The following is a 19,581-nucleotide window of genomic DNA, read 5'->3' on the forward strand; positions in this document are numbered from 1 at the left end:
TGGCTGGCAGGGCTCGCATGATTTGGCTACACCCGAAGGCATGAGCAGTTTCCTTTCCGTCGAGCAATCCCTGACAGGCCGCCGTTGGATCGGCCCCACACCCGAGGCCGACCGGCTGGCCGAGGCGATGGCGCAACAGACGCGCCTGCCCCTGCCGCTCGCCCGTATCCTCGTCGCGCGTGGCGTGACGCCGGAGGAAAGCGAGGGCTTTCTGGAACCCACTATCCGCGAGCTACTCCCCGATCCGCGATCCTTGCGCGACATGGAGCAGGCGGCCGCGCGCTTTCTCAAGGCGGTGAAGTCCGGCGAGAAGATCGCAGTCTTCGCGGATTACGACGTGGATGGCGGCTCCTCGGCGGCACTGCTGATCAACTGGCTGCGCGCGATGGGGCGCGAGGCGACGCTTTATATCCCTGACCGGATCGACGAGGGCTATGGGCCGAACGTGCCCGCGATGGAGAGCCTCGGAGCCGAGCATCCGCTGATCGTCTGCGTCGATTGCGGCACGCTGAGCCATGAGCCCGTGGCCGCCGCAAAACCCGCCGATGTCGTCATCCTCGACCACCACCTCGGCGGCGAGACCCTGCCGCCCGCGCTGGCCGTGGTGAACCCGAACCGGCAGGACGAGACCGGCGAGCTGGGCCATCTCTGCGCGGCCTCGGTCGTCTTCCTGATGCTGGTGGAGGCGAACCGGCAGCTGCGCGACGAAGGCGTGCAGGGACCGCCGCTGATGACGCTCTTGGATTTGGTGGCGCTGGCGACGGTCGCCGATGTGGCGCCGCTCACGGGCTGCAACCGGGCGCTGGTGCGTCAGGGCCTCAAGATCATGGCGCGGCGCGAGCGGCCCGGCCTCGTGGCGCTCTCGGATGTGGCGCGGCTCGATCGCGCGCCTGCGGCCTATCATCTGGGCTTCGTGCTTGGCCCGCGGATCAACGCGGGCGGACGGATCGGCGCGGCCGATCTGGGTGCGCGCCTGCTCTCGACAACCGACCCGCATGAGGCGCAATCCATCGCCGAGCGGCTCGACCAGCTCAACACCGAGCGCCGAGAGGTCGAGAACGCCGTGCGCGAAGCCGCGCTGAGCCAGGCCGAGGAACGCGGGTTGAACGCGCCGCTCGTCTGGGCGGCGGGCGCGGGCTGGCATCCGGGCGTCGTGGGCATCGTGGCCGCGCGGCTGAAAGAGGCGACCAACCGCCCCTCGGTCGTGATCGGCGTGGAGGGCGGGATCGGCAAAGGGTCCGCGCGCTCGGTCGCGGGCGTCGATATCGGGGCCGCGATCCAGCGCGTCGCCGCTGAGGGGCTGCTGTTGAAAGGCGGCGGGCACAAGATGGCCGCGGGCCTCACGGTCGAGGAAGACAAGCTGGAGCCCGCGATGGCACGCCTGTCGGAGCTTCTGGCCAAACAGGGCGCGGGCGAAATCGGACCGCGCGACCTGCGCCTCGACGGGATGCTGATGCCGGGCGCCGCGACCCCGCAGCTGATCGAAGATCTCGACCGCGCAGGCCCCTTCGGCCAGGGCGCCCCTGCCCCGCGTTTCGCCTTCGCCGATATGGAAGTCGTGGGCGCGCGCCGGATCGGGGAAAGCCACCTGCGCTTCAATTTCGGCGACGGTATGGGCGGTCGGATCGAGGCGATTTGCTTCGGCGCGTTCGACGGCCCGCTCGGCCCCGCGCTGAGCCAGCCGGGCGCGCAACGCTTCCACCTCGCCGGGCGGCTGGAGATCAACACATGGGGCGGGCGCAACAAGGTTCAGCTGCGCCTCGAAGACGCCGCCGAAGCGTAACCGCCACCCCGCCATCGCACACGGAAAAGGGCAATATTTCCAAGGCTTCGCTGCTGCCGTAACGGAGGGACAAAAACTTTCCGAAAATCCGCAATTACCCTCTTGCGAGTCACGGTTCTCTGGCCTAAACACCGCTCCACCTTAGGCAGGTATGCCCGGAAGGTTCAGAGTGGTCCGTTCGTCTATCGGTTAGGACGCCAGGTTTTCAACCTGGAAAGAGGGGTTCGATTCCCCTACGGACTGCCACTTCCGAGCCCTGACTGAGCGTTGTGCGGTCCGTTCGTCTATCGGTTAGGACGCCAGGTTTTCAACCTGGAAAGAGGGGTTCGATTCCCCTACGGACTGCCACTACTCCCCTGATTTCAAAACAATTTCATCACACGCCGTTTGGTCGCGTCTGTTTGCGATTGCCGCCTGGCGCAGCTTTGCGCGCGCCGATCCCGCATGAAAAAGCGGCCCGTTCAGGCGCCAACCCTTTGCAGTAAATGGTGCAGCGTGGGGCCGAACGCCTTGTAGGCGCGACGCCATGTCGATCAGCAGCTCCCGACAAATTCTTCGGAAGCCGTCTGCGGCGGATGCCGGCTAAGCATGACAGCGCGCAACATCGCCGCTCGGTCCTCACGGTCAGTTTTCGTCAGAACGCGCGGCAATGCCAGTGCGCCGGACTGGATAATGGAGGCGTTTTTCCATCAGGAAGTTCGTCAATGTAACGCCAGCCCTTTCGATCTTCTGCTCGCGAACCACGTCCCACCCCTGCTGCTCAAAAAGGCCTCGGACAAGATAGCTCGCGTGGGCGTGAAGACGCGCTATCTTGCCGTCTCGAGCGATTGCCTCGATCCGGGCATAGAGAGATCCACCGACGCCCTGTCGTTGGTGGCCGGGTGCGACGAAAGCAAGATCTATATAGCCATCATCGTCCAAGGTCATGAAGCCAACGGGCTGGCCTGCCAAACGCGCTACCATAGTTCTCTGAGCGGTCAGGCGAGATGCCCAGTCCGGTCCCGAAGGCGGCCCCGACGCCCAAGCCCGCCGCTGCTCAAAATTATAGAATTCCCTAGCTCCTTCGCGCACGGCCTCAAAGAATATGACTCCGAGCTGATCTGCTTCTGAGATGCGGAAATCACCAATTTCTATGGGAGAGTTCAGCATTGCGGCGGTCCTGCGGTGGCATCTGAAATGAGCGCGATCGAAGCCCAACAGCGCCAAAGCTGACCTTCCCGCGTAACGTCATATCATGCAAGTTCGGGCTCGAAGCGACCATTGCGCTTCGAGCCTTCAAGTTTCTCACCCGCAAGATTTACTGAGAAGGCCTGACCTCTCGGCGCCGCTTTCTCGATGCTCTGTCAGAGGCCTCACGCGCCGTAGGGCACCCAGATGTTTTTCACCTGCGTCGCGCGGTCGAGGAACAGGCGCCCCTGCCCCGCACGAGCTCCCCAGTCGCGTGCATCGTCGGCTTCGACCCAGGTCTGCTTGAGGTTCCCGGCGCTTTCCGCCTCGACCATCCGGCAGCCCTCGGCATTCCCGAAATACCACATCGCATCGACGCCATCATGGGCGGCCAGCGTCTTCGCCAGCTCGTCGCGCGGGCCGGTGACGATGTTGACCACGCCCCCCGGCACGTCGGAGGTGTCGAGCACCTGATAGAGGTCGGTCGCGGCCAGCGGATGGGTCTGGCTCGGGACCAACACCACGCGGTTGCCCATCGCAATCGCGGGCAGCACCAGCGAGATCGCCCCCAGAAGCGGCTGCGCGGTGGGAGCCACCAGCCCCATCACCCCGATCGGCTCGTTCATCGCGAGGGTCACGAATTCCGACTTGGTCGCGTGGACCGCGCCGTCGAACTTGTCGGCCTGGGCAGCATACCAGAAGCAACGCTCGACAGCCGTCTCGACCTCGGCCTCGGCGGCTTTGCGCGAGGCGCCGAAGCTTTCCAGACGGGCCGCGAATTCCGCGCCGCGCGCCGAGAGGTTCTCGCCGATGTAATAGAGCACCTGCGCCCGGTTATGGCCCGTGGCCTTGCCCCAGCCCTTGGCCTTGTGCGCGGCCTCGACCGCGTTGCGGATGTCCTTGCGGTTGCCGAGCCCTGCGAGCCCCACGACTGCTTTGCCGCCCTTCACCTGATAGCTGTAGCCGCTATCGGGCCGCGCCTGTTTGCCGCCGCCATAAAGCTTCGCGGTGCGGTCGATCTCGCCGCCCTTGATCATGTCTGCGGGGCCGGTTTCCAGCTCGGATGGTGTCGTGCCGCGGCCCTTGCCGGTGGCCGCCGCGGGGTTGCGCAGATAGGCGCGCATGCCTTCGCGCCCGCCCTCGCGGCCGAAGCCGCTCTCGCGATAGCCGCCGAAGCCCGCGCCCGCGTCGAAGATGTTGGTCGAGTTGATCCAGACGATCCCGGCCTTCACCTGCCCCGCGATGTCGAGGCACAGGTTCACATTCTCCGACCAGATACTGGCCGCCAACCCGTAGCGCGTGTTGTTGGCGAGTGCCACGGCGTCGGACGGCGTGCGGAAGGTGGTGAGCGTGACGACGGGGCCGAAGATTTCCTCGGTGGCCAGAACGCTTGCGGGTTCGACATCCGTCACCAGCGTCGGCGGGAAGAAGCAGCCCTGCGGGGCGGAGCCTTGGGTCAGCGTCGCCCCCTCGCTTGCGCCCTTATCGACCAGATCGCGGATGCGCGCGAGCTGCGAGGGGTGCACGATCGCGCCGATATCGGTGCTCTTGTCCATCGGGTCGCCGGTGCGCAGCGTCTTCATCCGGGCGCGCAGCAGCGTCTCGAACCGCTCGGCCACTGCCTCGGCCACGAGGATGCGCGAGCCCGCGCAGCAGACCTGCCCCTGATTGAACCAGATCGCATCCACCACGCCTTCGACGGCGGCATCCAGATCGGCATCCTCGAAGACGACGAAGGGGGATTTGCCGCCCAGTTCCAGCGTCAGCGCCTTGCCCGAGCCAGCCGTGCGCTCGCGCAGGATGCGGCCCACATCGGTCGAGCCGGTGAAGGCCAGCTTGTCGATCCCCTCATGGCCGACGATGGCAGCGCCGGTTTCACCATCGCCGGTGACGATATTGATCACGCCTTTCGGGATACCGCATTCCTGCGCGATCTCGGCGAAGGCCAGCGCCGTGAGTGGCGTATATTCGGCGGGCTTCAGGACGACGGTGTTACCCGCGGCCAGTGCCGGCGCGACTTTCCACGCCAGCATCAGTAGCGGGAAATTCCACGGGATGATCTGCCCGCAGACGCCCTGCGCAGTGTGACCCGGGAGTTCGTCGTCGAGGATCTCCGCCCAGCCCGCATGGTGGTAGAAGTGGCGCGCGACCAGCGGAATGTCGATGTCGCGGCTCTCGCGGATCGGCTTGCCGCTGTCGAGCGTCTCCAGCACCGCCAGAAGGCGGGAATGCTGCTGGATGTGGCGGGCCAGCGCATAGAGGTGCTTCGCGCGTTGATGGCCCGACAGCTTCGCCCAACCGCTTTGCGCCTTGCGCGCGGCGGTGACGGCGGCATCCACGTCCGACGCCGAACCTTGCGTGACGCGCGCCAGCACCGTGTCGCTTGCCGGATCGCGGACTTCGAACAGATCGCCCGGCTTGGTCATCGCGCCGTCGATGAAATGGCCGAAGCCGCCCTCATGCTTGGCGAGCCATTTGCGCGCCTGACTGTCGTCTTCGGGGGCCACGCCGTACTCCATGGTTTCGAGGATGTTCTGAATGCTCATTTTTCTCTCTCCTCAGGCCAGCGCGTGACGGCTGCTATCGGCGTAACGGCCGGTGACGTAGTGCTCCAGCTGGCGCTCGATATCGCCCAGCATCGAGCTTGCGCCGAAGCGGAACAGGTCGGGGTTGAGCCAGTCGCGGCCCAGCTCTTCTTTCATCAGGATCTGCCAAGCCAGCGCCTCTTTCGCCTGCTTCATCCCGCCTGCGGGTTTGAAGCCGATGCGGTGGCCGGTGGCCATCCCGTAATCGCGCAGCGCGCGCAGCATGGTGAGGCTGACGGGCAGCGTCGCGTTGACGCTTTCCTTGCCGGTCGAGGTCTTGATGAAATCGGCCCCCGCCTGCATCGCGACCATCGAGGCGGAATAGACGTTGTTGAGCGTCTCCAGCTCGCCGGTGGCCAGAATCGCCTTCATATGCGCATCGCCGCAGGCCTCGCGCATCGCCGCGATCTCGTCATGCAGGCCCTGCCAGTTCCGGGTCAGCGCCAGTTCGCGGTTGATCACGATGTCGATCTCGGCCGCGCCCTGCGCCACCGCCCAGCGGATTTCCTCAAGCCGCAGATGCAGCGGCATCAGACCCGCCGGGAAGCCCGTCGCGACCGAGGCCACGGGGATATTCGACCCTTCCAACGCCTTGACGGCATGGGGCACCATCGTCGGGTAGACGCAGACCGCGCCCACGGTCAGCTCGCCCGGGTTCAGGCCCAGCCCCGCCTCGATATGCGAAGCCAAGGGCTTGCGCGCCTTCGCGCAGAGCCGCTTCACCCGGCCCTCGGTATCGTCGCCCGCAAGCGTCGTCAGATCGACGCAGCGCACCGCGTTGACCAGCCACGCCGCCTGATGCGCCTTCTTCACGCTGCGCCGGGTGGTGAGCGTCGCGCAGCGGCGCTCGGCGGCGGCGCGGTTGACCCGGTGGGCCTCGAACATGCCCACATCGAGCGCCATGCCGGGGTTGCGCGCATGCTCCCCTGCGGCAGCGGCAGTGGGCACCAAAGCCCCTTCCGCGCGCGTCTCGGTTTTCATTTCGGTCTTCATTGCGTGTCTCCTAAATCGGGACTCGTCACAGCCTCGCCGCCACGTCCGGAGTAATTCCCGGGCGTGCGCGATCGGGACAAGATCAGCATAAGTCAGCCGAGCCCATGCTCGGAAAGAAAGTCGTCGAATTCGGCGGGCGTCGCGTAGCTTGTTTGCGTGCCGCGACGGGTGATCGACAATGCGGCATAGCGCGCGGCGCGGGTCAGCGCCGCGGTGGGCTCCATCCCTTGGCCAAGGAAATGCGCGAAGCTGCCGATGAAAGCGTCGCCCGCGCCGGTGGTATCGACCGGGTTTACCGAGACCGGAGCGATCTCTTCGACGGTGTCCGCGGTGATCCGGCGCGCGCCGCGCCCGCCGAGCGTCACCACCACGTTGTGAATGCCGCGTTCGATCAGGCTGCGCGCAGCCGCGATCACCTCGTCATCGGTGCCGGTGGGCAGACCCGAGAGCATCGCCAGCTCGCTCTCGTTCGGGCAGAACCAGTCGAGCCCGTCGAGCCGCGCGATATCCAGATCAGGATGCGCAGGTGCGGGGTTGAGGATCGTCGTCACGCCCTCGCGCGCCCCGAAGGCCACGGTGTGATAGACGGTTTCCAGATCGACCTCGAGCTGCATCAGGATCGCGGAGGCTGCGCGCAACGTCTCTGCCGCCGCATCGACATCCGAAGGGGCCAGCGCCGCATTGGCCCCTTTCACGATCAGGATCGCGTTCTCGCCATCGCGCTCGACGAAGATCGGCGCCACACCCGAGGCAGAGCCTTCGACGGTGCGCACATGGGTCGTGTCGATCCCGTTGGTTTCCAGATTGGCGCGAACCTGCGGGCCGAACCCGTCATCGCCCACGCAGGTGACCATCGCCACATCCGAGCCCAGACGCGCGGCGGCAACCGCCTGGTTCGCGCCCTTGCCCCCGAACCCCATCGCGAAATCGGGGGCTTCCAAGGTTTCGCCGCGTCCCGGCATCCGGTCGATATAGGTCACCAGATCCATCATGTTCGAGCCGACGACGGCTATCTTCTCAGGCATTCTCTTTCTCCGTCAGGTCGGAAATCGTCTTGGCGAGCGCGGTGGTCTCGGACTTGTCAGTATAGCCGAAGCGGGTCGCGAAATGCGCGGTCTCTCCGGCTGCGAGGCTGCGGACATGGCCCTTCGCCTTCTCCGCCGTGTAGCCCTCGGGCTCGCAGGTGGACGGCAGCGCGAAGGCCGCGACCGAGGCGTCCTCGCCGTTCAGGATCCAGCGCGCGAGGTGGTCGAACTGATCGGGCCGCCAGCTCATCGCGAACCCGTCGCCCGCGGGCCGCTCCAGAAGCGCATGGCTTTCGCCCGATGCATCGGCGGCTGGACGCTCGATATAGAGAACCTGCTCGGGGTTCCACTTCTCGGGCGCGTCCAGCGTAGCGCTGTCTTCGGGCGCTTCGGCCAGCCGTTCGATGAAATCGGTATAGGCTCTCGTCGGCTGCACATGGGCGGGCACGTCGCGGCGGACGCGGGTGCGCTCGGGCGTGAAGGGGGCCGCCTGATGGATGCGCCCGGCTTCGACGAAGGCGAAGTTCACATGGCACATATACATCAGGTCCATCGGCAGGGCGGAGCGGTTCTCGACCGCCATCGCCATCTCGATCAGCGTGTTTTCCCGCACCGTGATCGAGGGCATCGCCCGGTAATGCGGCCCGAAACCACGGATGTAATCGACGTGACCGCCAAGGCGCACAAACGCGCCCTGCCCGTCTTCGCCGATCTCCAGATGGGCCGCGTCCATCGTGGCGCAGGCCATCTCGCCATGCAGCGGATGGTCGTCCTGCGGACCGGGGCAGCCGTTGCGCAGCAGCCCCGAGTGATAGGCAAGACAGCCATAGGTCTCGACGATCACCTGCGCGGGGCGCGGCTCGGCAAAGGCGCTGTCCATCGTCAGACGCACGCCGTCGAACACCGCATCCCAGAGCATCTGACCCATGTAGGGCAGCATCTCGACCCGGCCGCGCGGGGTGTCCACGCCGATCATCTCGATGCCAAGCGCGGTGCGCCAGCCGGTGACGGTGAAACTGTCGGTCTTGGCGAGCACGCTCGGGGCCGGGCCGAACCGCTCACGCGGAAGAGGAATGATCACGCTCATCTTACGCTCCTTTCCGGCGGCGCCAGGAATTGAGGGCAATCACCCCGATCAGGAAGGCGCCCCAGACGAATTCGATCAGGTGGTTCGAGACCCGCATCATCTGGAAGCCCGAGGACAACAGCGTCAGCGAGATCAGTGCAAGGGCCACGCCCAGCACATTGCCGCGACCGCCTGCCGGGTTGGTCCCGCCCAGCACTGCGATCAGCACCGCCTGCAGCAGGTAGGACGCGCCGTAATCCGACTTCGCCGCATTGGTCCGCGCCGACAGCAGGATTCCCGCCATCGCGGCCAGCATCCCCGTCAGCATGTAGGAATAGAGGATCATCTGACCCCGCTTGACCCCCGCATAGACCGCAGCTTTCGGATTGGTACCGATCAGCTTGAGCCGCAGCCCGAAGGAGGTCCGCGCGAGCAGCAGCGACAGCGCGATGCAGACCAGCACGAAGATCACCAGCGGCACCGGGATGCCCAGCAGTTTGCCGTTGCCAATCGCGTTCCAGCCCGGCGGGAAACCGACGATCGCAGGCCCGCCCGTCAGCACGAGGCACATCCCGATGAACACCTGTCCGGTGCCCAGCGTCGCGAGGATCGGCGTGATCTTCAGCACCGAAATCAGGAAGCCGTTCAGCAGCCCCGCCAGCAGCCCCACGATCAGGGCTGCGCTCACGCCCAGCGTCACCGGGCCTAGGCCCAATGCGCCAGAGCCGCCATCGCCCGCCATCGCGCCGAAGAGCGTGCCCGCGGTGATGCCCGCGAGGTTCGCGACGCCCACGATGGACAGGTCGATCCCCCCGGTCAGCATCGCGATCATCATCGCGATCGACAGGATCCCGAGCTCCGGCATGAAGAAGGCCATCGACTCGAAGTTGTAAGACGACAGGAACATCGAGGGCCGCAGCGCCGTCATCGCGATCAGCACCAGCACGCAGGTCACGGCCAGCATCACGTTGGTCTGTGCCGCCTCGCCCTTGAGCCAGCCGCGCAGGCCGGGCCGGGAGGTAGCGTTGGTCTTGGTCTCGCTCATCATCATCTCCCCTGCCTCACACCAATGCCCGGCGGTCGCGCAGCGCCGTCACGGTCACAGCCGCAACCAGCATCGCGCCCACGACGACCCGCTGCCATGTCGTATCGATCCCCATCAGGATCAGCGAATTCTGGATCATCACGAGGATGAACACGCCCAGCACCGTGCCAAGCACCGTGCCGCGCCCGCCGAAGATCGACGCGCCGCCCAGCACCACCGCCGCGATCACATCGAGCTCCAGCCCCACGAAGTCGCGCGGATTGGCGAGCCAAATCATCGAGCTGTGCAACAGCCCTGCAAAGCCCGCCAGCGCGCCCGCCGTGACATAGACGAAGATCATCGTGCGGCCGGTCGAGAAACCCACGCGTTTCGCCGCTTCCGGGTCCGCGCCATAGGCATAGACCGAGCGTCCGATCATCGTGTGCTTCAGCACCAGATGCAGCGCCACGGCGAGGCCGAGATAGATCACGATCATCGCGGTCAGCCCGTAGGTCGAGCCGTTCGCGCGCTCGAGCACGAAGAGATCGGTCTTGCCGAAATTCACCAGCGCCTCGGGCATCTTGTTGATGTTCACGTTCGATGTGCCCACGAAGCCCAGCACCAACCCGCGCACGACCGAGGCCGTGCCGAGCGTCACAATCAGCGGGATCATCTTGAACTTGTGGATGATGCCCGCGTTCATCAGGCCCAGAAGCCCGCCGATCACGATCGCCGAGGCGAAGGGCAGCACCAGCCCGTTATAGTCGAGCGCCACCATCGAGCGGACCACGAGATACATCCCCGCGACCGCGAAGGCGGTGAAGGACACGTCGATCCCGCCCGAGATCATCACCAGCAGCACACCAAGCGCCATGATGCCGATGACGACGTTTTCCTTGAGCAGGCTGAACAGGTTGGACATTTGCCAGAAGGCCGGGTTCACCAACCCGATGAAGATCATCGCGACCGCAAGGATCGCCAGGATGATCGCGTCGGAGCTGCGCAGGAATCTCATGCGGGCTCTCCTTGTTTCTCATTGGACAGCGCCGCGTCGAGCGCCTCTTCGGTCAGCGCGTCGCCCGCGAGTTCTCCGGTGATGCGACCCTCGGTCATGCACAGCACGCGATTGCAGTTCGCCGCCAGCTCCGGCAGGTCGTCCGAGATCATCAGCACCGCCAGATCGTTATTGCGGGTCAGGTCCTGAATGATGCCGTGGATCTGCTCCTTCGAGCCGACATCGACGCCCACGGTCGGGCCGTTCAGGATCAGCACGCGCGCATCGGTCATCAGCCAGCGCCCGATCATAACGCGCTGCGCGTTCCCGCCCGACAGCGTGCCCACCGGCACGTCGATCCCCGGCGCGGAAATCGCCATCTCGCCGAACATCTTGTGGGTCTCCTCCCCCGCCTTCTCGGCATCGAGCCACAGATGCGGCGCGAAGCGGCTCAGCGAGGAGACGATCGCGTTGTCGCGGATCGAGCGGGTCAGGAAGAGCCCCTCCGACAGGCGATCTTCGGGCACATAGGCGATGCCCGCCGCGATCGCTTCGGGGACGTTCTTCGGCATCACGGGTTTGCCGTCGACCAGCATCTCGCCGCTCATGTCGCTGCGCAGACCGAAGATCGCCTGCGCGATGGCCTTGCGCCCCGCGCCGATCAGGCCGGACATGCCAACGATCTCGCCCGGCATCAGCGTCAGGTTGATGTCCTGCGCCTTGTCTCCGACGGTCACGTTGCGCAGCTCCAGCCGCGGTTCGCGCCCGCTGACATCGGGGGCCATGAAATGTCCCTGATGCAGGTCGCGCCCGGTCATCGCGCGGGTGATCGAGCGTTCGTCATAGTCCGAGATCGGGCCTTCGGTGACCTTCTTGCCATTGCGGAAGACGGTGAGACGCTCGGAGATTTCCAGCATCTCGCGCATCTTGTGACTGACGAAGAGCGTGGCGATACCGTCGGCCTGCAAATCCCGCACGATGCGGAAGAGGCGTTCGACTTCGCGCCCCGTGAGCGTCGTCGTGGGTTCGTCCATGATGATCAGCCGCGCATCGGCGAGCATCGCGCGGGCAATCGCCACGATCTGACGGCCTGCGGCGGGCAGCGTCTCGACGGTCGCATCGAGATCGAGCGTCACATCGAGCCGCTCCAGCACGTCGCGCGCCATCTTGCGCGCCCGGCGCCAGTCGATCCGGGTCTTGCCTTCGCGCAGGAAGGTGTTGAGCGCGAGGTTTTCGACGACCGTCAGCGTCGGGAACAGCGAGAAATCCTGGTAGATGACCTGCACGCCATGGGCGATCGAGGTTGCGGGGTCGAGCTTGCCGACCGGCTTGCCGTCGATCAGGATCTCGCCCTCGTCGGGCTGATAGACGCCCGAGACGATCTTGATAAGGGTGGATTTGCCCGAGCCGTTTTCGCCGGCGAGGCAGTGGATGCGGGCGGCGTCGAGCGTCAGCGACACGTCATCGAGCGCGCGCACGCCGCCGAAGCGCTTCGAGATGTTGCGCAGCTCGATCAGGGGAGCGGTGGCCATGGGGGTCTCCTCGCAGGCAGGTCGGCAACGGGTGGCGCGACCGCGCGCGCCACCCGAGCTTGAGAACCGTCAGGGATCAGAAGTTGTATTGATCCATGTTGTCCTTGGTCACGCCGACCCAGCCAGCCCCGTAGAGCACTTTCGCGTCCGCGCTATCGGCTTCCTTGAGGTTGGTATAGCCTTCGAGACCGAGGTTGGTGCCCGCCTTGATATCGGCATGGTCCTTGCCCGCATCACGCGCTTTCAGCTCGGCCAGTGCGATCATGTTCATCGCGTAGCCAGCAACCGCCGGATCCCAGAACTGGATGTAGCTGATATCGCCCTGCGAGATGTACTGACCCGCGACCGACGGAAGACCGGTGCCCGCGAAGTGCAGCTTGCCCTGAAGACCACCTTCCGCGATCAGACGACCGGCGCCTGCCGAGGTCGGCATCGGACCACCCACGACACCGGTGATGTCGGGATGCGCGGTCAGCGCCTCTTTCAGCTTGTTGTAGTCGGTGTTGGCGTCGTCATAGGTCTCCAGACGATCGGTCGCGAGCGACATGTCCGGATAGGCTTGCTTCTGACGCTCAATCGCGCCGTCGATCCACTCGTTTTGCGACTTCGAGGTCAGCGAGCCGACGGTGGCGACATATTTGCCCTTCTCGCCCATCTGCTTGGCGAGGTGGTCCATCAGCTCCGCGCCATAGGCTTTGTTGTCGAAGGCTTCGATGTCGTAATCGACATTCTTGATGTTCGAGGCTTCGTGGCTGACCACGACGATACCGCGATCACGGGCCTTCTTGAGCACCGGCTCGACCGCTTCCACCGAGAACGGCACCACGGCGATGGCGTCCACGCCCTGCGCGATCAGGTTCTCGATCAGCTGCACCTGCGCGGCCGCATCCGCCTGCGAGGGGCCGACCATCCAGGTGTCGCTGCCGGTGTCGTCGCCGAACTGTTTCACGCCGTCACGCATCCGGTCGAACCACGCGATACCATCCACCTTCACAACGGTCGCGATGTGGTAGGTCTTGTCGGAGCTGAGCATTTCCTTGTCGACATTGCTCGTATCGACAACCTGCTGAGCGAGCGCGGGGGTAGCGACAGCAACCGCGAGCGCAGCCGCCGGAATGAATCCGAACTTCATGATAATTCTCCCTTCACGCGGACCTCCTCGTCCGCAATTCCCGGTCCAGGCACATGCCGAAACCGGCCCTCCAAGTATTGTTACGATCGCAACATAACTCGGGACCATCTAGGTCGTGAAGAGAAGTGTCAACTACATCTTAAGCTGCGCTGCAGCGAGGAGCCCGGCCTCGGTAACGACGCCCGAAACCTCGTCGAGCGTGGCGAAAACGACGGGCTTTCGCTGGCCGATCTTGCTGGCGTCCATCACCACAAAACATTGTTTTGAAAGCTCTATCGCCGCACGTTTCAAGGGGACTTCGTACTCGTGCGAACAGCTCAGCGCCCCGTCGGAATCGAGCCCGCCCGCCGACAGGAACGCCACATCAATACCCAAAGGCGCCAATCGGCCCTGCGGATTTCCGGCATGACAGGACCGTGTGCTCGACTTGATTTCGCCGCCCAGAAACTCGACCGGGACGCTGCTGCGCCCCTGCAGGATCTCCGCCGTGGTCAGACAATGGGTGATGATTCGCCGCGCTTTGCCCTGCGCCAGAAGCCGCGCGAGATGGGGCAGCGTCGTCCCGGTATCGAGGAACACGACAGCCCCCTCGGGCACCAGCTCCAGCGCATGACCCGCCGCCGCGCGCTTGGCGTCGATGGCGCGGTTCATCTGCGCATCGAAGTCGTAATGCTCGGTCGTGCGAGTGGTGACGATATAGCCGCCCCGGCAGGCAAACCCCGCTTCGGGCTGCGCCGCGTCGCGCCGCAGGGTCATCTCGGTCACGCCCATCTGCTCGGACAGGTCGCGCAAACGCAGGGCGGGCGAGACATCGAGCAAGGCGGTTATCTGGTCGATCCGCTCTTGTTGGCGGCTGGGTCTGGTCACGATTTGGCTTTCAAGATTTGGGTTTCGAAACGCATTCTATAATCCGCAGAGTGTCCGAAACCGGACCTGCGAAAGCAAGCACTGCGTTCCAACCAAGACTGCGCCGCAGCGTCACACCTTGTTACCCAATCTCGTCACTCGGCCGCCTTGGCCATCGTCTCGCGCACGGATCGCGCACTCGATTGCAGCGTCAGGAAGGCGTTGAACCGCGCCGCGTGCAAACGCTCCACCGCGCCGCCTGCGGGCGCAAACTGGGACGCGACCTGCGACATCGCCCCCATCGCGGCTTGCAGATCGTCGAAGCCTTGCGCAGCGACCGCACCAAGCATCGCAGCCCCCAGCAGCACCGGTTCCTCGCAGCGCGTGACCACGACGTCGCGCCCGGTCGCATCCGCGATGATCTGGCGGGTGACGGGATGCGCCCCCGCCCCGCCCGAGATCGAAATCTCCGAGATCGGCGCGCCATGTTCGGCCTGCACCTCGATGATCTGGCGCAGCCCATAGGCCAGCCCGCACACCCCCGCGACATAAAGCGCCACGAGCGAGTCCAACCCGGTCTCCATCCCCTGCCCCACGATCACCGCGCGCGCGTCGGGATCGGCAAAGGGCGCGCGGTTGCCAAGGAATTCCGGCACCACGTGCAGCGCCTCGGCAAGTGTTGCCACCTCCGAGGGCGAACCCGCCGTCTTGAGCGCGAGATCGGCGAGGAATTCGGGCACGGATTTGCCTGCGGCCTCTGCCCGGTCACGCGCCTCCGCTGCGGCCGGATGCAGCTGCACGAGCTGCGCAATCGCCGCCCCCGCGCCCGATTGCCCGCCCTCATTGAGCCACATCCCCGGGATCATCGCCGAGAAATACGGCCCCCAGACGCCAGGAACGAAGGCAGGCTCGCGCGTCGAGGTCATCGTGCAGGAGGACGTGCCGAAGACATAGCCCAGACAGTGCGCCGGATCGCCCGACCCGCCCTGCGCCGCCACGGTGCCGATCCCGCCCGCATGGGCGTCGATCAGCCCGGCCGCGACCGGCGTGCCGGGCGGCAGGCCCATCTGCGCAGCGGCCTCCCCGGTAAGCCCTGCCCCAAGCGGCGTGCCTGGATCGACGATGCGCGCGCCGATCCGTTTGAACCCGTCCGCCGCCAGATCGCCAAGGCCGATCGCGTGGAAATAGGCCGGATCCCAGCGGCCCTCATGGGCGAGATAGGTCCATTTGCAGGTGACCGTGCAGGCGGAGCGCTCCAGCGCGCCGCTCGCCTTCCATGTCAGGAAATCGGCAAGATCGAAGAACTGCACGGCCTGCGCGTAGATCTCGGGGCGCTCCTCGCGCAGCCACATCAGTTTCGGCGTCTGCATCTCCGGCGAGATCCGGCCGCCCACATAGCGAAGCACGTCATGATCGCCCGCATTGATCCGCGCCGCTTGATCGCGGGCGCGGTGATCCATCCAGACGATGACATCGCGCTCGGGCGCATCAGGATCGCCCACGGGCAGCCCGCCCTCCGGGCCGATCACGGCGAGCGAACATGTCGCGTCGAACCCGATCCCCGCGACATCGCGCGGGTCGGCCCCCGAGGCCGCCAAGGCCCCTCTCACCGCATCGCAAACCGCCTGCCAGATCTGGGCGCTCGATTGCTCGACATGGCCATGATCGTCCTGCCACATCTCCAACGGGTGCTTGCCGACGCCGAGAAGCGTGCCCTCCCGATCGAAAATCCCTGCGCGCGCCGAACCGGTTCCGACATCGACACCGACAAATAACTTGCTCACGTTGATCCTCCCCAGACGCGCACCTTGCCCAATCCTTAACGGCATCGGGCGGCGACTGCCAACCCGGGGGCGCGGCAGGCGATTCTCACGGCGTGGAGCGGGCCCACTGCCGAAATCCCGGCTACCGGGGCCGAAAGGCGTTCCGCTGCGAATAAAAACGCGGTCGCGCCCTTCAGCACCGCAACGGACCGCGCGTCCAACCTGCCCTCCGGAACGGGACGCAAATCTCGCGAGCCACGCCGATACCGGAATATTTTCCTTCCGCGCAATAGGATCAGCGACCGGCACAAGCTTGCCATCACGGAAATCCTGAACAATTTGGGACAAAATCCCTAACCAGCGAGGTTTCCCATGACCCGTCTCGCACGTATTTCCGCAGCCGCCGCGACCGGCGCTGCTCTCTTCGCCGCCAGTGCCGCGATGGCCAGCGACCTCGGTCCGCTCGTCACCCCGAGCGAGCTGAGCGCCGAGATCGACACGCTCGATCCGGTGCTGCTCGACATCCGCACCGGCAGCTATGAAAAAGGCCATATCGACGGGGCCGTCTACGCGCCCTATTCGCTGTTCCGCGGCCCGGATGACAATCCCGGTCAGGTGCCGCCGATTGCCAAACTGGAGGCTTCCTTCGAGCAGATCGGTCTCGAGCCCGACCGTCCCGTCGTGATCATCGCGCAGGGCGATACGGACACCGATTTCGGGGCCGCCGCACGCGTCTACTGGACGCTGAAAAGCACTGGCTTCACCGATCTGTCGATCCTCAACGGCGGCACGACCGCCTGGGCCAATGCAGGCCTGCCGATGTCGGACGTGACCGAGAGCCTGATGCCGACCGATCTCGATCTGACGTGGAACGACCGCTGGACGGCGGAGACACCCGCCGTGAGCGATCTCGTCAACGGCAAGGGCAAAGCTGTGCTCGTCGATGCGCGTCCGCCCGCCTTCTTCGAGGGCAAGAAAGCCCACTCCGCCGCAGCGCGTCCCGGCACCCTGCCCGGCGCCGAGAACCTGCCCTACACCAGCTTCTTCCGCTCCGGCGCGACGGTGATCGACGCGAAAGCCGATGCCGCGGCTCTGAAAGAGAAGCTGGGCATCAAGGATGGCGAAGAGGTCGTGTCCTTCTGCAATACCGGGCATTGGGCGGCGACCGACTGGTTCGCCATGTCCGAACTCGCAGGCATCGAGAACGTGAAGCTCTATCCCGGGTCGATGGTGGAATATTCCAAGACCGACGGTGAGATGGCGAACACGCCCGGCCTGTTGCGCAACCTGCTGAACCAGCTCACCGGAGGCTGACGATGAATACTGCCATTCTTGAACGGCAGGCAGCGTCGGGCGGTATCGCCCGGCGCAGTGCTTTGATCCTCGCGGCCCTTGCTGCGGTCGCGGCCCTCGCGCTGTTCGGCGGCGCGCGCTACGGCTTCATGCTGGCGATCGGGCTGGGCTTCGGCATCGCGCTCGAAGGGCTGCGCTTCGGCTTTGCAGGTCCCTGGCGCGCGATGATCGTGCGGCGTGAGCCTGCGGGCATTCTCGCGCAGCTTCTGGCCATTGCCCTCGTCTCCATCGTCGCGATCCCGGCGATCTCGAGCCATCCGGGCGAGCTGACCGGCGCGCAGGCCCCGATCGGCTTCGCGATGGTCGGCGGCGCGTTCGTCTTCGGCGCGGCGATGCAGGTCGTGATGGGCTGCGGCTCGGGCACGCTGGTCAATGCGGGCTCGGGCAACCCGATCGGGCTGCTCGCGCTGCCGTTCTTCGCCATCGGCAGCTTCTTCGGCGCTTACGGGCTGATCTGGTGGACCAATCTCGGCGCGCTGCCGATCCTGACGCTGCGTGGCACGAGCGGGCTGACGGTGACGCTGGTCCTGCTGGCACTGGTCGCAGCCACCGTGTTCTTCCTCGGCAAGCGCGGCTCGCGGAGCCTGCCGCGGCGCTACGTGATCGCAGCCCTCGTCCTCGCAGCGCTCGCCATCGCGAACCTGCTGGTCGCGGGGCAGCCTTGGGGCGTCGTCTACGGGCTGGGCCTCTGGGTCGCGAAAGGCGTCAACGGGATGGGCTTCGACCTCACGCAATCGGCCTTCTACGCAGCGCCCGGCTCGATCACCCGTGTGCAGGAAAGCCTGCTGACGGATTACACCTCGCTCACCGATATCGGCCTGATCGCGGGCGCATTCGGCGTCGCCGCATGGCGTCAGGGCGGACTGTCGCAGAAACTGCCGAGCTACCCGGCCCGTGCCTGGGTCGCGACGATCATCGCAGGCTTCCTGCTGGGCTATTCCTCGCGGCTGGCCTTCGGGTGCAACTTGGGCGCTTTCTTCTCGGGGATCTCGACGGGCAGCCTGCACGGCTGGGTCTGGTTCGCCTCCGCTTTCGCGGGCGCCTTCGTCGGCATCCGCCTGCGGCCCCTCCTTGGATTGGAGGCGCGCGCATGACCCGGAAAGCGACTGCCTTCACCGCCCTCGCGGGGCTGCTTCTTCTGATCGGCGCCGATCTGATCGGAGCGCCGCTCAATCCCTACCAAGCCCCTCCGGCCTTTGCCTTCGGATCCGGTCAGGTCGCAAGCGGCGGGTTCTGCGGAGCCTTGCCGAACTGATCTCCCAAAATCCTTGCGATCTGGGACACCGGCCCGCTTCCCTCGGGCCGGTGTTCTCTTGCCCGGCCTTGGAACCGCGCGCGTAGCCCGGTAGAGATCGCCAGACGCGCGATCCGCGCACTGGGAGCCCCATCATGACCAGACATCCGATGTTCGGGATTTTGCTCGCGCTGTTCGGCGCGTTGGCGATTTCGCCCGACACGCTGCTGATGCGCTGGTCCGAGATGAGCGGCGCGCAGATGGTGATGTGGCGCGGCTTGCTGATGGGCGGCGCGATGTGGCTGACCTCGATCGTCCTGCGCAGACGCCACCTGAAGCGCGACCTGCGCGCGCTCGCCAGCGGCGCGGGGCTCGTGCTGGTCGCCTGCCATTTCTCGAACATGACGCTGTTTGCCGTGGGGATCGCCGCCGCCCCGGTCTCGGTCGTGCTGTTCAGCATCTCGACCGTCCCGGTTTTCGCCGCACTGCTGTCCCGGCTGATCCTGCGCGAGAAAACCCATTGGTCGACATGGCTCGCCATTGCCGCCGTTCTCAGCGGGATCGGGCTGGCCGTCTTCGGCCCTGCCCCGGCGAGCGTGGGCGGCAATCCCATCTACGGCGCGCTTGCGGGGCTCGGAGTCGCGCTGTGCCTGTCGCTGACCTTCGTCACGATCCGGCGCAATCCGCATCTGCCGATCCTTCTCGCGGTCGGCACGGGCGCGGGCCTCGCAGGGATCGCCGCGCTGATCTGGACGGGCGGTTTCGGTCTCGGCGGCGGTATCGCCAGCGGTCAGGTCTGGGCGATCGTCCTCGCGGGCGGCGTGGTGCTGCCGATCTCCTTCATGTCGCTGTCCTTCGCCTCGCGCTACACCTCGGCCTCGAATGTCAGCCTGCTGATGCTGCTCGAGACGATCCTCGGGCCGATCTGGGTCTGGTGGGGAACGGGCGAGGCCCCGAGCCGCGCGATGCTGATCGGCGGGGCGATCGTGATCGGGAGCCTGGCGCTCTATCTTTGGCACGCGGGCCATTGGCAAAGCGTTCTCCGGCGCAGCCAATCCGCCGCGCCGGAGCATCTCTAGAGGTC

Annotated in this window: 16 protein-coding genes and 2 tRNA genes; 7 read left to right on the top strand and 11 right to left on the bottom strand. The window is 65.8% G+C overall.

Annotation, left to right across the window (positions count from 1 at the left end):
- Positions 1-40 precede the first annotated feature (40 nt).
- The 3 genes from recJ to AC2TZ7_RS16425 all read left to right on the top strand — a co-directional run bounded on the left by recJ (position 41) and on the right by AC2TZ7_RS16425 (position 2,131).
- Positions 41-1,783: a single-stranded-DNA-specific exonuclease RecJ gene (gene recJ / locus AC2TZ7_RS16415; RefSeq protein ID WP_489865030.1), complete on the top strand. Its 1,743-nt coding sequence runs from the start codon at positions 41-43 to the stop codon at positions 1,781-1,783.
- Positions 1,784-1,954: 171 nt separating this feature from the next.
- Positions 1,955-2,029 (top strand) — tRNA-Glu (locus tag AC2TZ7_RS16420).
- Between the two features lie 27 nt (positions 2,030-2,056).
- Positions 2,057-2,131: transfer RNA gene (locus AC2TZ7_RS16425), tRNA-Glu, on the top strand.
- Between the two features lie 276 nt (positions 2,132-2,407).
- On the opposite strand, the gene AC2TZ7_RS16430 is transcribed toward AC2TZ7_RS16425, so the two are convergent.
- From AC2TZ7_RS16430 to AC2TZ7_RS16480, 11 genes are all read right to left on the bottom strand, one after another.
- On the bottom strand, positions 2,408-2,932 hold the full coding sequence (locus tag AC2TZ7_RS16430) for a GNAT family N-acetyltransferase (protein WP_489865031.1): 525 nt from the start codon (positions 2,930-2,932) through the stop codon (positions 2,408-2,410).
- Between the two features lie 203 nt (positions 2,933-3,135).
- On the bottom strand, positions 3,136-5,496 hold the full coding sequence (locus AC2TZ7_RS16435; protein ID WP_489865032.1) for an aldehyde dehydrogenase family protein: 2,361 nt from the start codon (positions 5,494-5,496) through the stop codon (positions 3,136-3,138).
- A 12-nt stretch (positions 5,497-5,508) separates the two neighbouring features.
- Positions 5,509-6,516, bottom strand: coding sequence for a deoxyribose-phosphate aldolase (gene deoC, locus AC2TZ7_RS16440; RefSeq protein WP_489866833.1), 1,008 nt, complete (start codon positions 6,514-6,516; stop codon positions 5,509-5,511).
- 104 nt (positions 6,517-6,620) lie between these two features.
- Positions 6,621-7,553, bottom strand: coding sequence for a ribokinase (gene rbsK / locus AC2TZ7_RS16445; RefSeq protein ID WP_489865033.1), 933 nt, complete (start codon positions 7,551-7,553; stop codon positions 6,621-6,623).
- Positions 7,546-8,640 carry a DUF4432 family protein gene (locus AC2TZ7_RS16450; RefSeq protein ID WP_489865034.1) on the bottom strand — a complete coding sequence of 365 codons (1,095 nt, stop codon included), beginning with the start codon at positions 8,638-8,640 and terminating at the stop codon, positions 7,546-7,548. Before AC2TZ7_RS16450 ends, rbsK begins: the two co-directional genes overlap by 8 nt.
- A 1-nt stretch (position 8,641) precedes the next feature.
- A complete protein-coding gene (locus AC2TZ7_RS16455) occupies positions 8,642-9,664 on the bottom strand; it encodes an ABC transporter permease (protein WP_489865035.1) in 1,023 nt (340 codons plus the stop codon).
- Positions 9,665-9,680: 16 nt separating this feature from the next.
- A complete protein-coding gene (locus AC2TZ7_RS16460) occupies positions 9,681-10,658 on the bottom strand; it encodes an ABC transporter permease (protein WP_083078192.1) in 978 nt (325 codons plus the stop codon).
- Positions 10,655-12,169: a sugar ABC transporter ATP-binding protein gene (locus AC2TZ7_RS16465; RefSeq protein WP_489865036.1), complete on the bottom strand. Its 1,515-nt coding sequence runs from the start codon at positions 12,167-12,169 to the stop codon at positions 10,655-10,657. Before AC2TZ7_RS16465 ends, AC2TZ7_RS16460 begins: the two co-directional genes overlap by 4 nt.
- A gap of 76 nt (positions 12,170-12,245) precedes the next feature.
- Complete coding sequence (locus tag AC2TZ7_RS16470) at positions 12,246-13,301, bottom strand: autoinducer 2 ABC transporter substrate-binding protein (RefSeq protein ID WP_098411587.1); 1,056 nt, start codon at positions 13,299-13,301, stop codon at positions 12,246-12,248.
- Between the two features lie 132 nt (positions 13,302-13,433).
- Positions 13,434-14,168, bottom strand: a complete 735-nt coding sequence (locus AC2TZ7_RS16475) for a DeoR/GlpR family DNA-binding transcription regulator (RefSeq protein ID WP_489865037.1) — start codon at positions 14,166-14,168, stop codon at positions 13,434-13,436.
- A gap of 134 nt (positions 14,169-14,302) precedes the next feature.
- Positions 14,303-15,976, bottom strand: a complete 1,674-nt coding sequence (locus AC2TZ7_RS16480; RefSeq protein ID WP_489865038.1) for an FGGY-family carbohydrate kinase — start codon at positions 15,974-15,976, stop codon at positions 14,303-14,305.
- 306 nt (positions 15,977-16,282) lie between these two features.
- Here AC2TZ7_RS16480 and AC2TZ7_RS16485 point away from each other — a divergent pair, with 306 nt between their 5' ends.
- The 4 genes from AC2TZ7_RS16485 (at position 16,283) to AC2TZ7_RS16500 (ending at position 19,576) form a co-directional block, all read left to right on the top strand.
- Positions 16,283-17,224: a sulfurtransferase gene (locus AC2TZ7_RS16485; protein ID WP_489865039.1), complete on the top strand. Its 942-nt coding sequence runs from the start codon at positions 16,283-16,285 to the stop codon at positions 17,222-17,224.
- 14 nt (positions 17,225-17,238) lie between these two features.
- Positions 17,239-18,357 carry a YeeE/YedE thiosulfate transporter family protein gene (locus tag AC2TZ7_RS16490; RefSeq protein WP_489866834.1) on the top strand — a complete coding sequence of 373 codons (1,119 nt, stop codon included), beginning with the start codon at positions 17,239-17,241 and terminating at the stop codon, positions 18,355-18,357.
- Positions 18,354-18,518: a hypothetical protein gene (locus AC2TZ7_RS16495; RefSeq protein ID WP_168173966.1), complete on the top strand. Its 165-nt coding sequence runs from the start codon at positions 18,354-18,356 to the stop codon at positions 18,516-18,518. The genes AC2TZ7_RS16490 and AC2TZ7_RS16495 overlap by 4 nt, the downstream gene beginning before the upstream one ends.
- Before the next feature lie 134 nt (positions 18,519-18,652).
- The gene (locus tag AC2TZ7_RS16500) at positions 18,653-19,576 is read left to right on the top strand and encodes a DMT family transporter (protein ID WP_489865040.1); all 924 of its coding nucleotides are present in this window, start codon (positions 18,653-18,655) and stop codon (positions 19,574-19,576) included.
- Positions 19,577-19,581: the final 5 nt, after the last annotated feature.

The sequence above is a fragment of the Thioclava sp. ISO4 genome (assembly GCF_058105145.1).

Coding starts and splice junctions, on each gene's coding strand:
- recJ (WP_489865030.1), top strand. CDS start 41: ATGAGCAGTTTCCTTTCCGTCGAGCAATCCCTGACAGGCCGCCGTTGG.
- AC2TZ7_RS16430 (WP_489865031.1), bottom strand. CDS start 2,932: ATGCTGAACTCTCCCATAGAAATTGGTGATTTCCGCATCTCAGAAGCA.
- AC2TZ7_RS16435 (WP_489865032.1), bottom strand. CDS start 5,496: ATGAGCATTCAGAACATCCTCGAAACCATGGAGTACGGCGTGGCCCCC.
- deoC (WP_489866833.1), bottom strand. CDS start 6,516: ATGAAAACCGAGACGCGCGCGGAAGGGGCTTTGGTGCCCACTGCCGCT.
- rbsK (WP_489865033.1), bottom strand. CDS start 7,553: ATGCCTGAGAAGATAGCCGTCGTCGGCTCGAACATGATGGATCTGGTG.
- AC2TZ7_RS16450 (WP_489865034.1), bottom strand. CDS start 8,640: ATGAGCGTGATCATTCCTCTTCCGCGTGAGCGGTTCGGCCCGGCCCCG.
- AC2TZ7_RS16455 (WP_489865035.1), bottom strand. CDS start 9,664: ATGAGCGAGACCAAGACCAACGCTACCTCCCGGCCCGGCCTGCGCGGC.
- AC2TZ7_RS16460 (WP_083078192.1), bottom strand. CDS start 10,658: ATGAGATTCCTGCGCAGCTCCGACGCGATCATCCTGGCGATCCTTGCG.
- AC2TZ7_RS16465 (WP_489865036.1), bottom strand. CDS start 12,169: ATGGCCACCGCTCCCCTGATCGAGCTGCGCAACATCTCGAAGCGCTTC.
- AC2TZ7_RS16470 (WP_098411587.1), bottom strand. CDS start 13,301: ATGAAGTTCGGATTCATTCCGGCGGCTGCGCTCGCGGTTGCTGTCGCT.
- AC2TZ7_RS16480 (WP_489865038.1), bottom strand. CDS start 15,976: ATGCCGTTAAGGATTGGGCAAGGTGCGCGTCTGGGGAGGATCAACGTG.
- AC2TZ7_RS16485 (WP_489865039.1), top strand. CDS start 16,283: ATGACCCGTCTCGCACGTATTTCCGCAGCCGCCGCGACCGGCGCTGCT.
- AC2TZ7_RS16495 (WP_168173966.1), top strand. CDS start 18,354: ATGACCCGGAAAGCGACTGCCTTCACCGCCCTCGCGGGGCTGCTTCTT.
- AC2TZ7_RS16500 (WP_489865040.1), top strand. CDS start 18,653: ATGACCAGACATCCGATGTTCGGGATTTTGCTCGCGCTGTTCGGCGCG.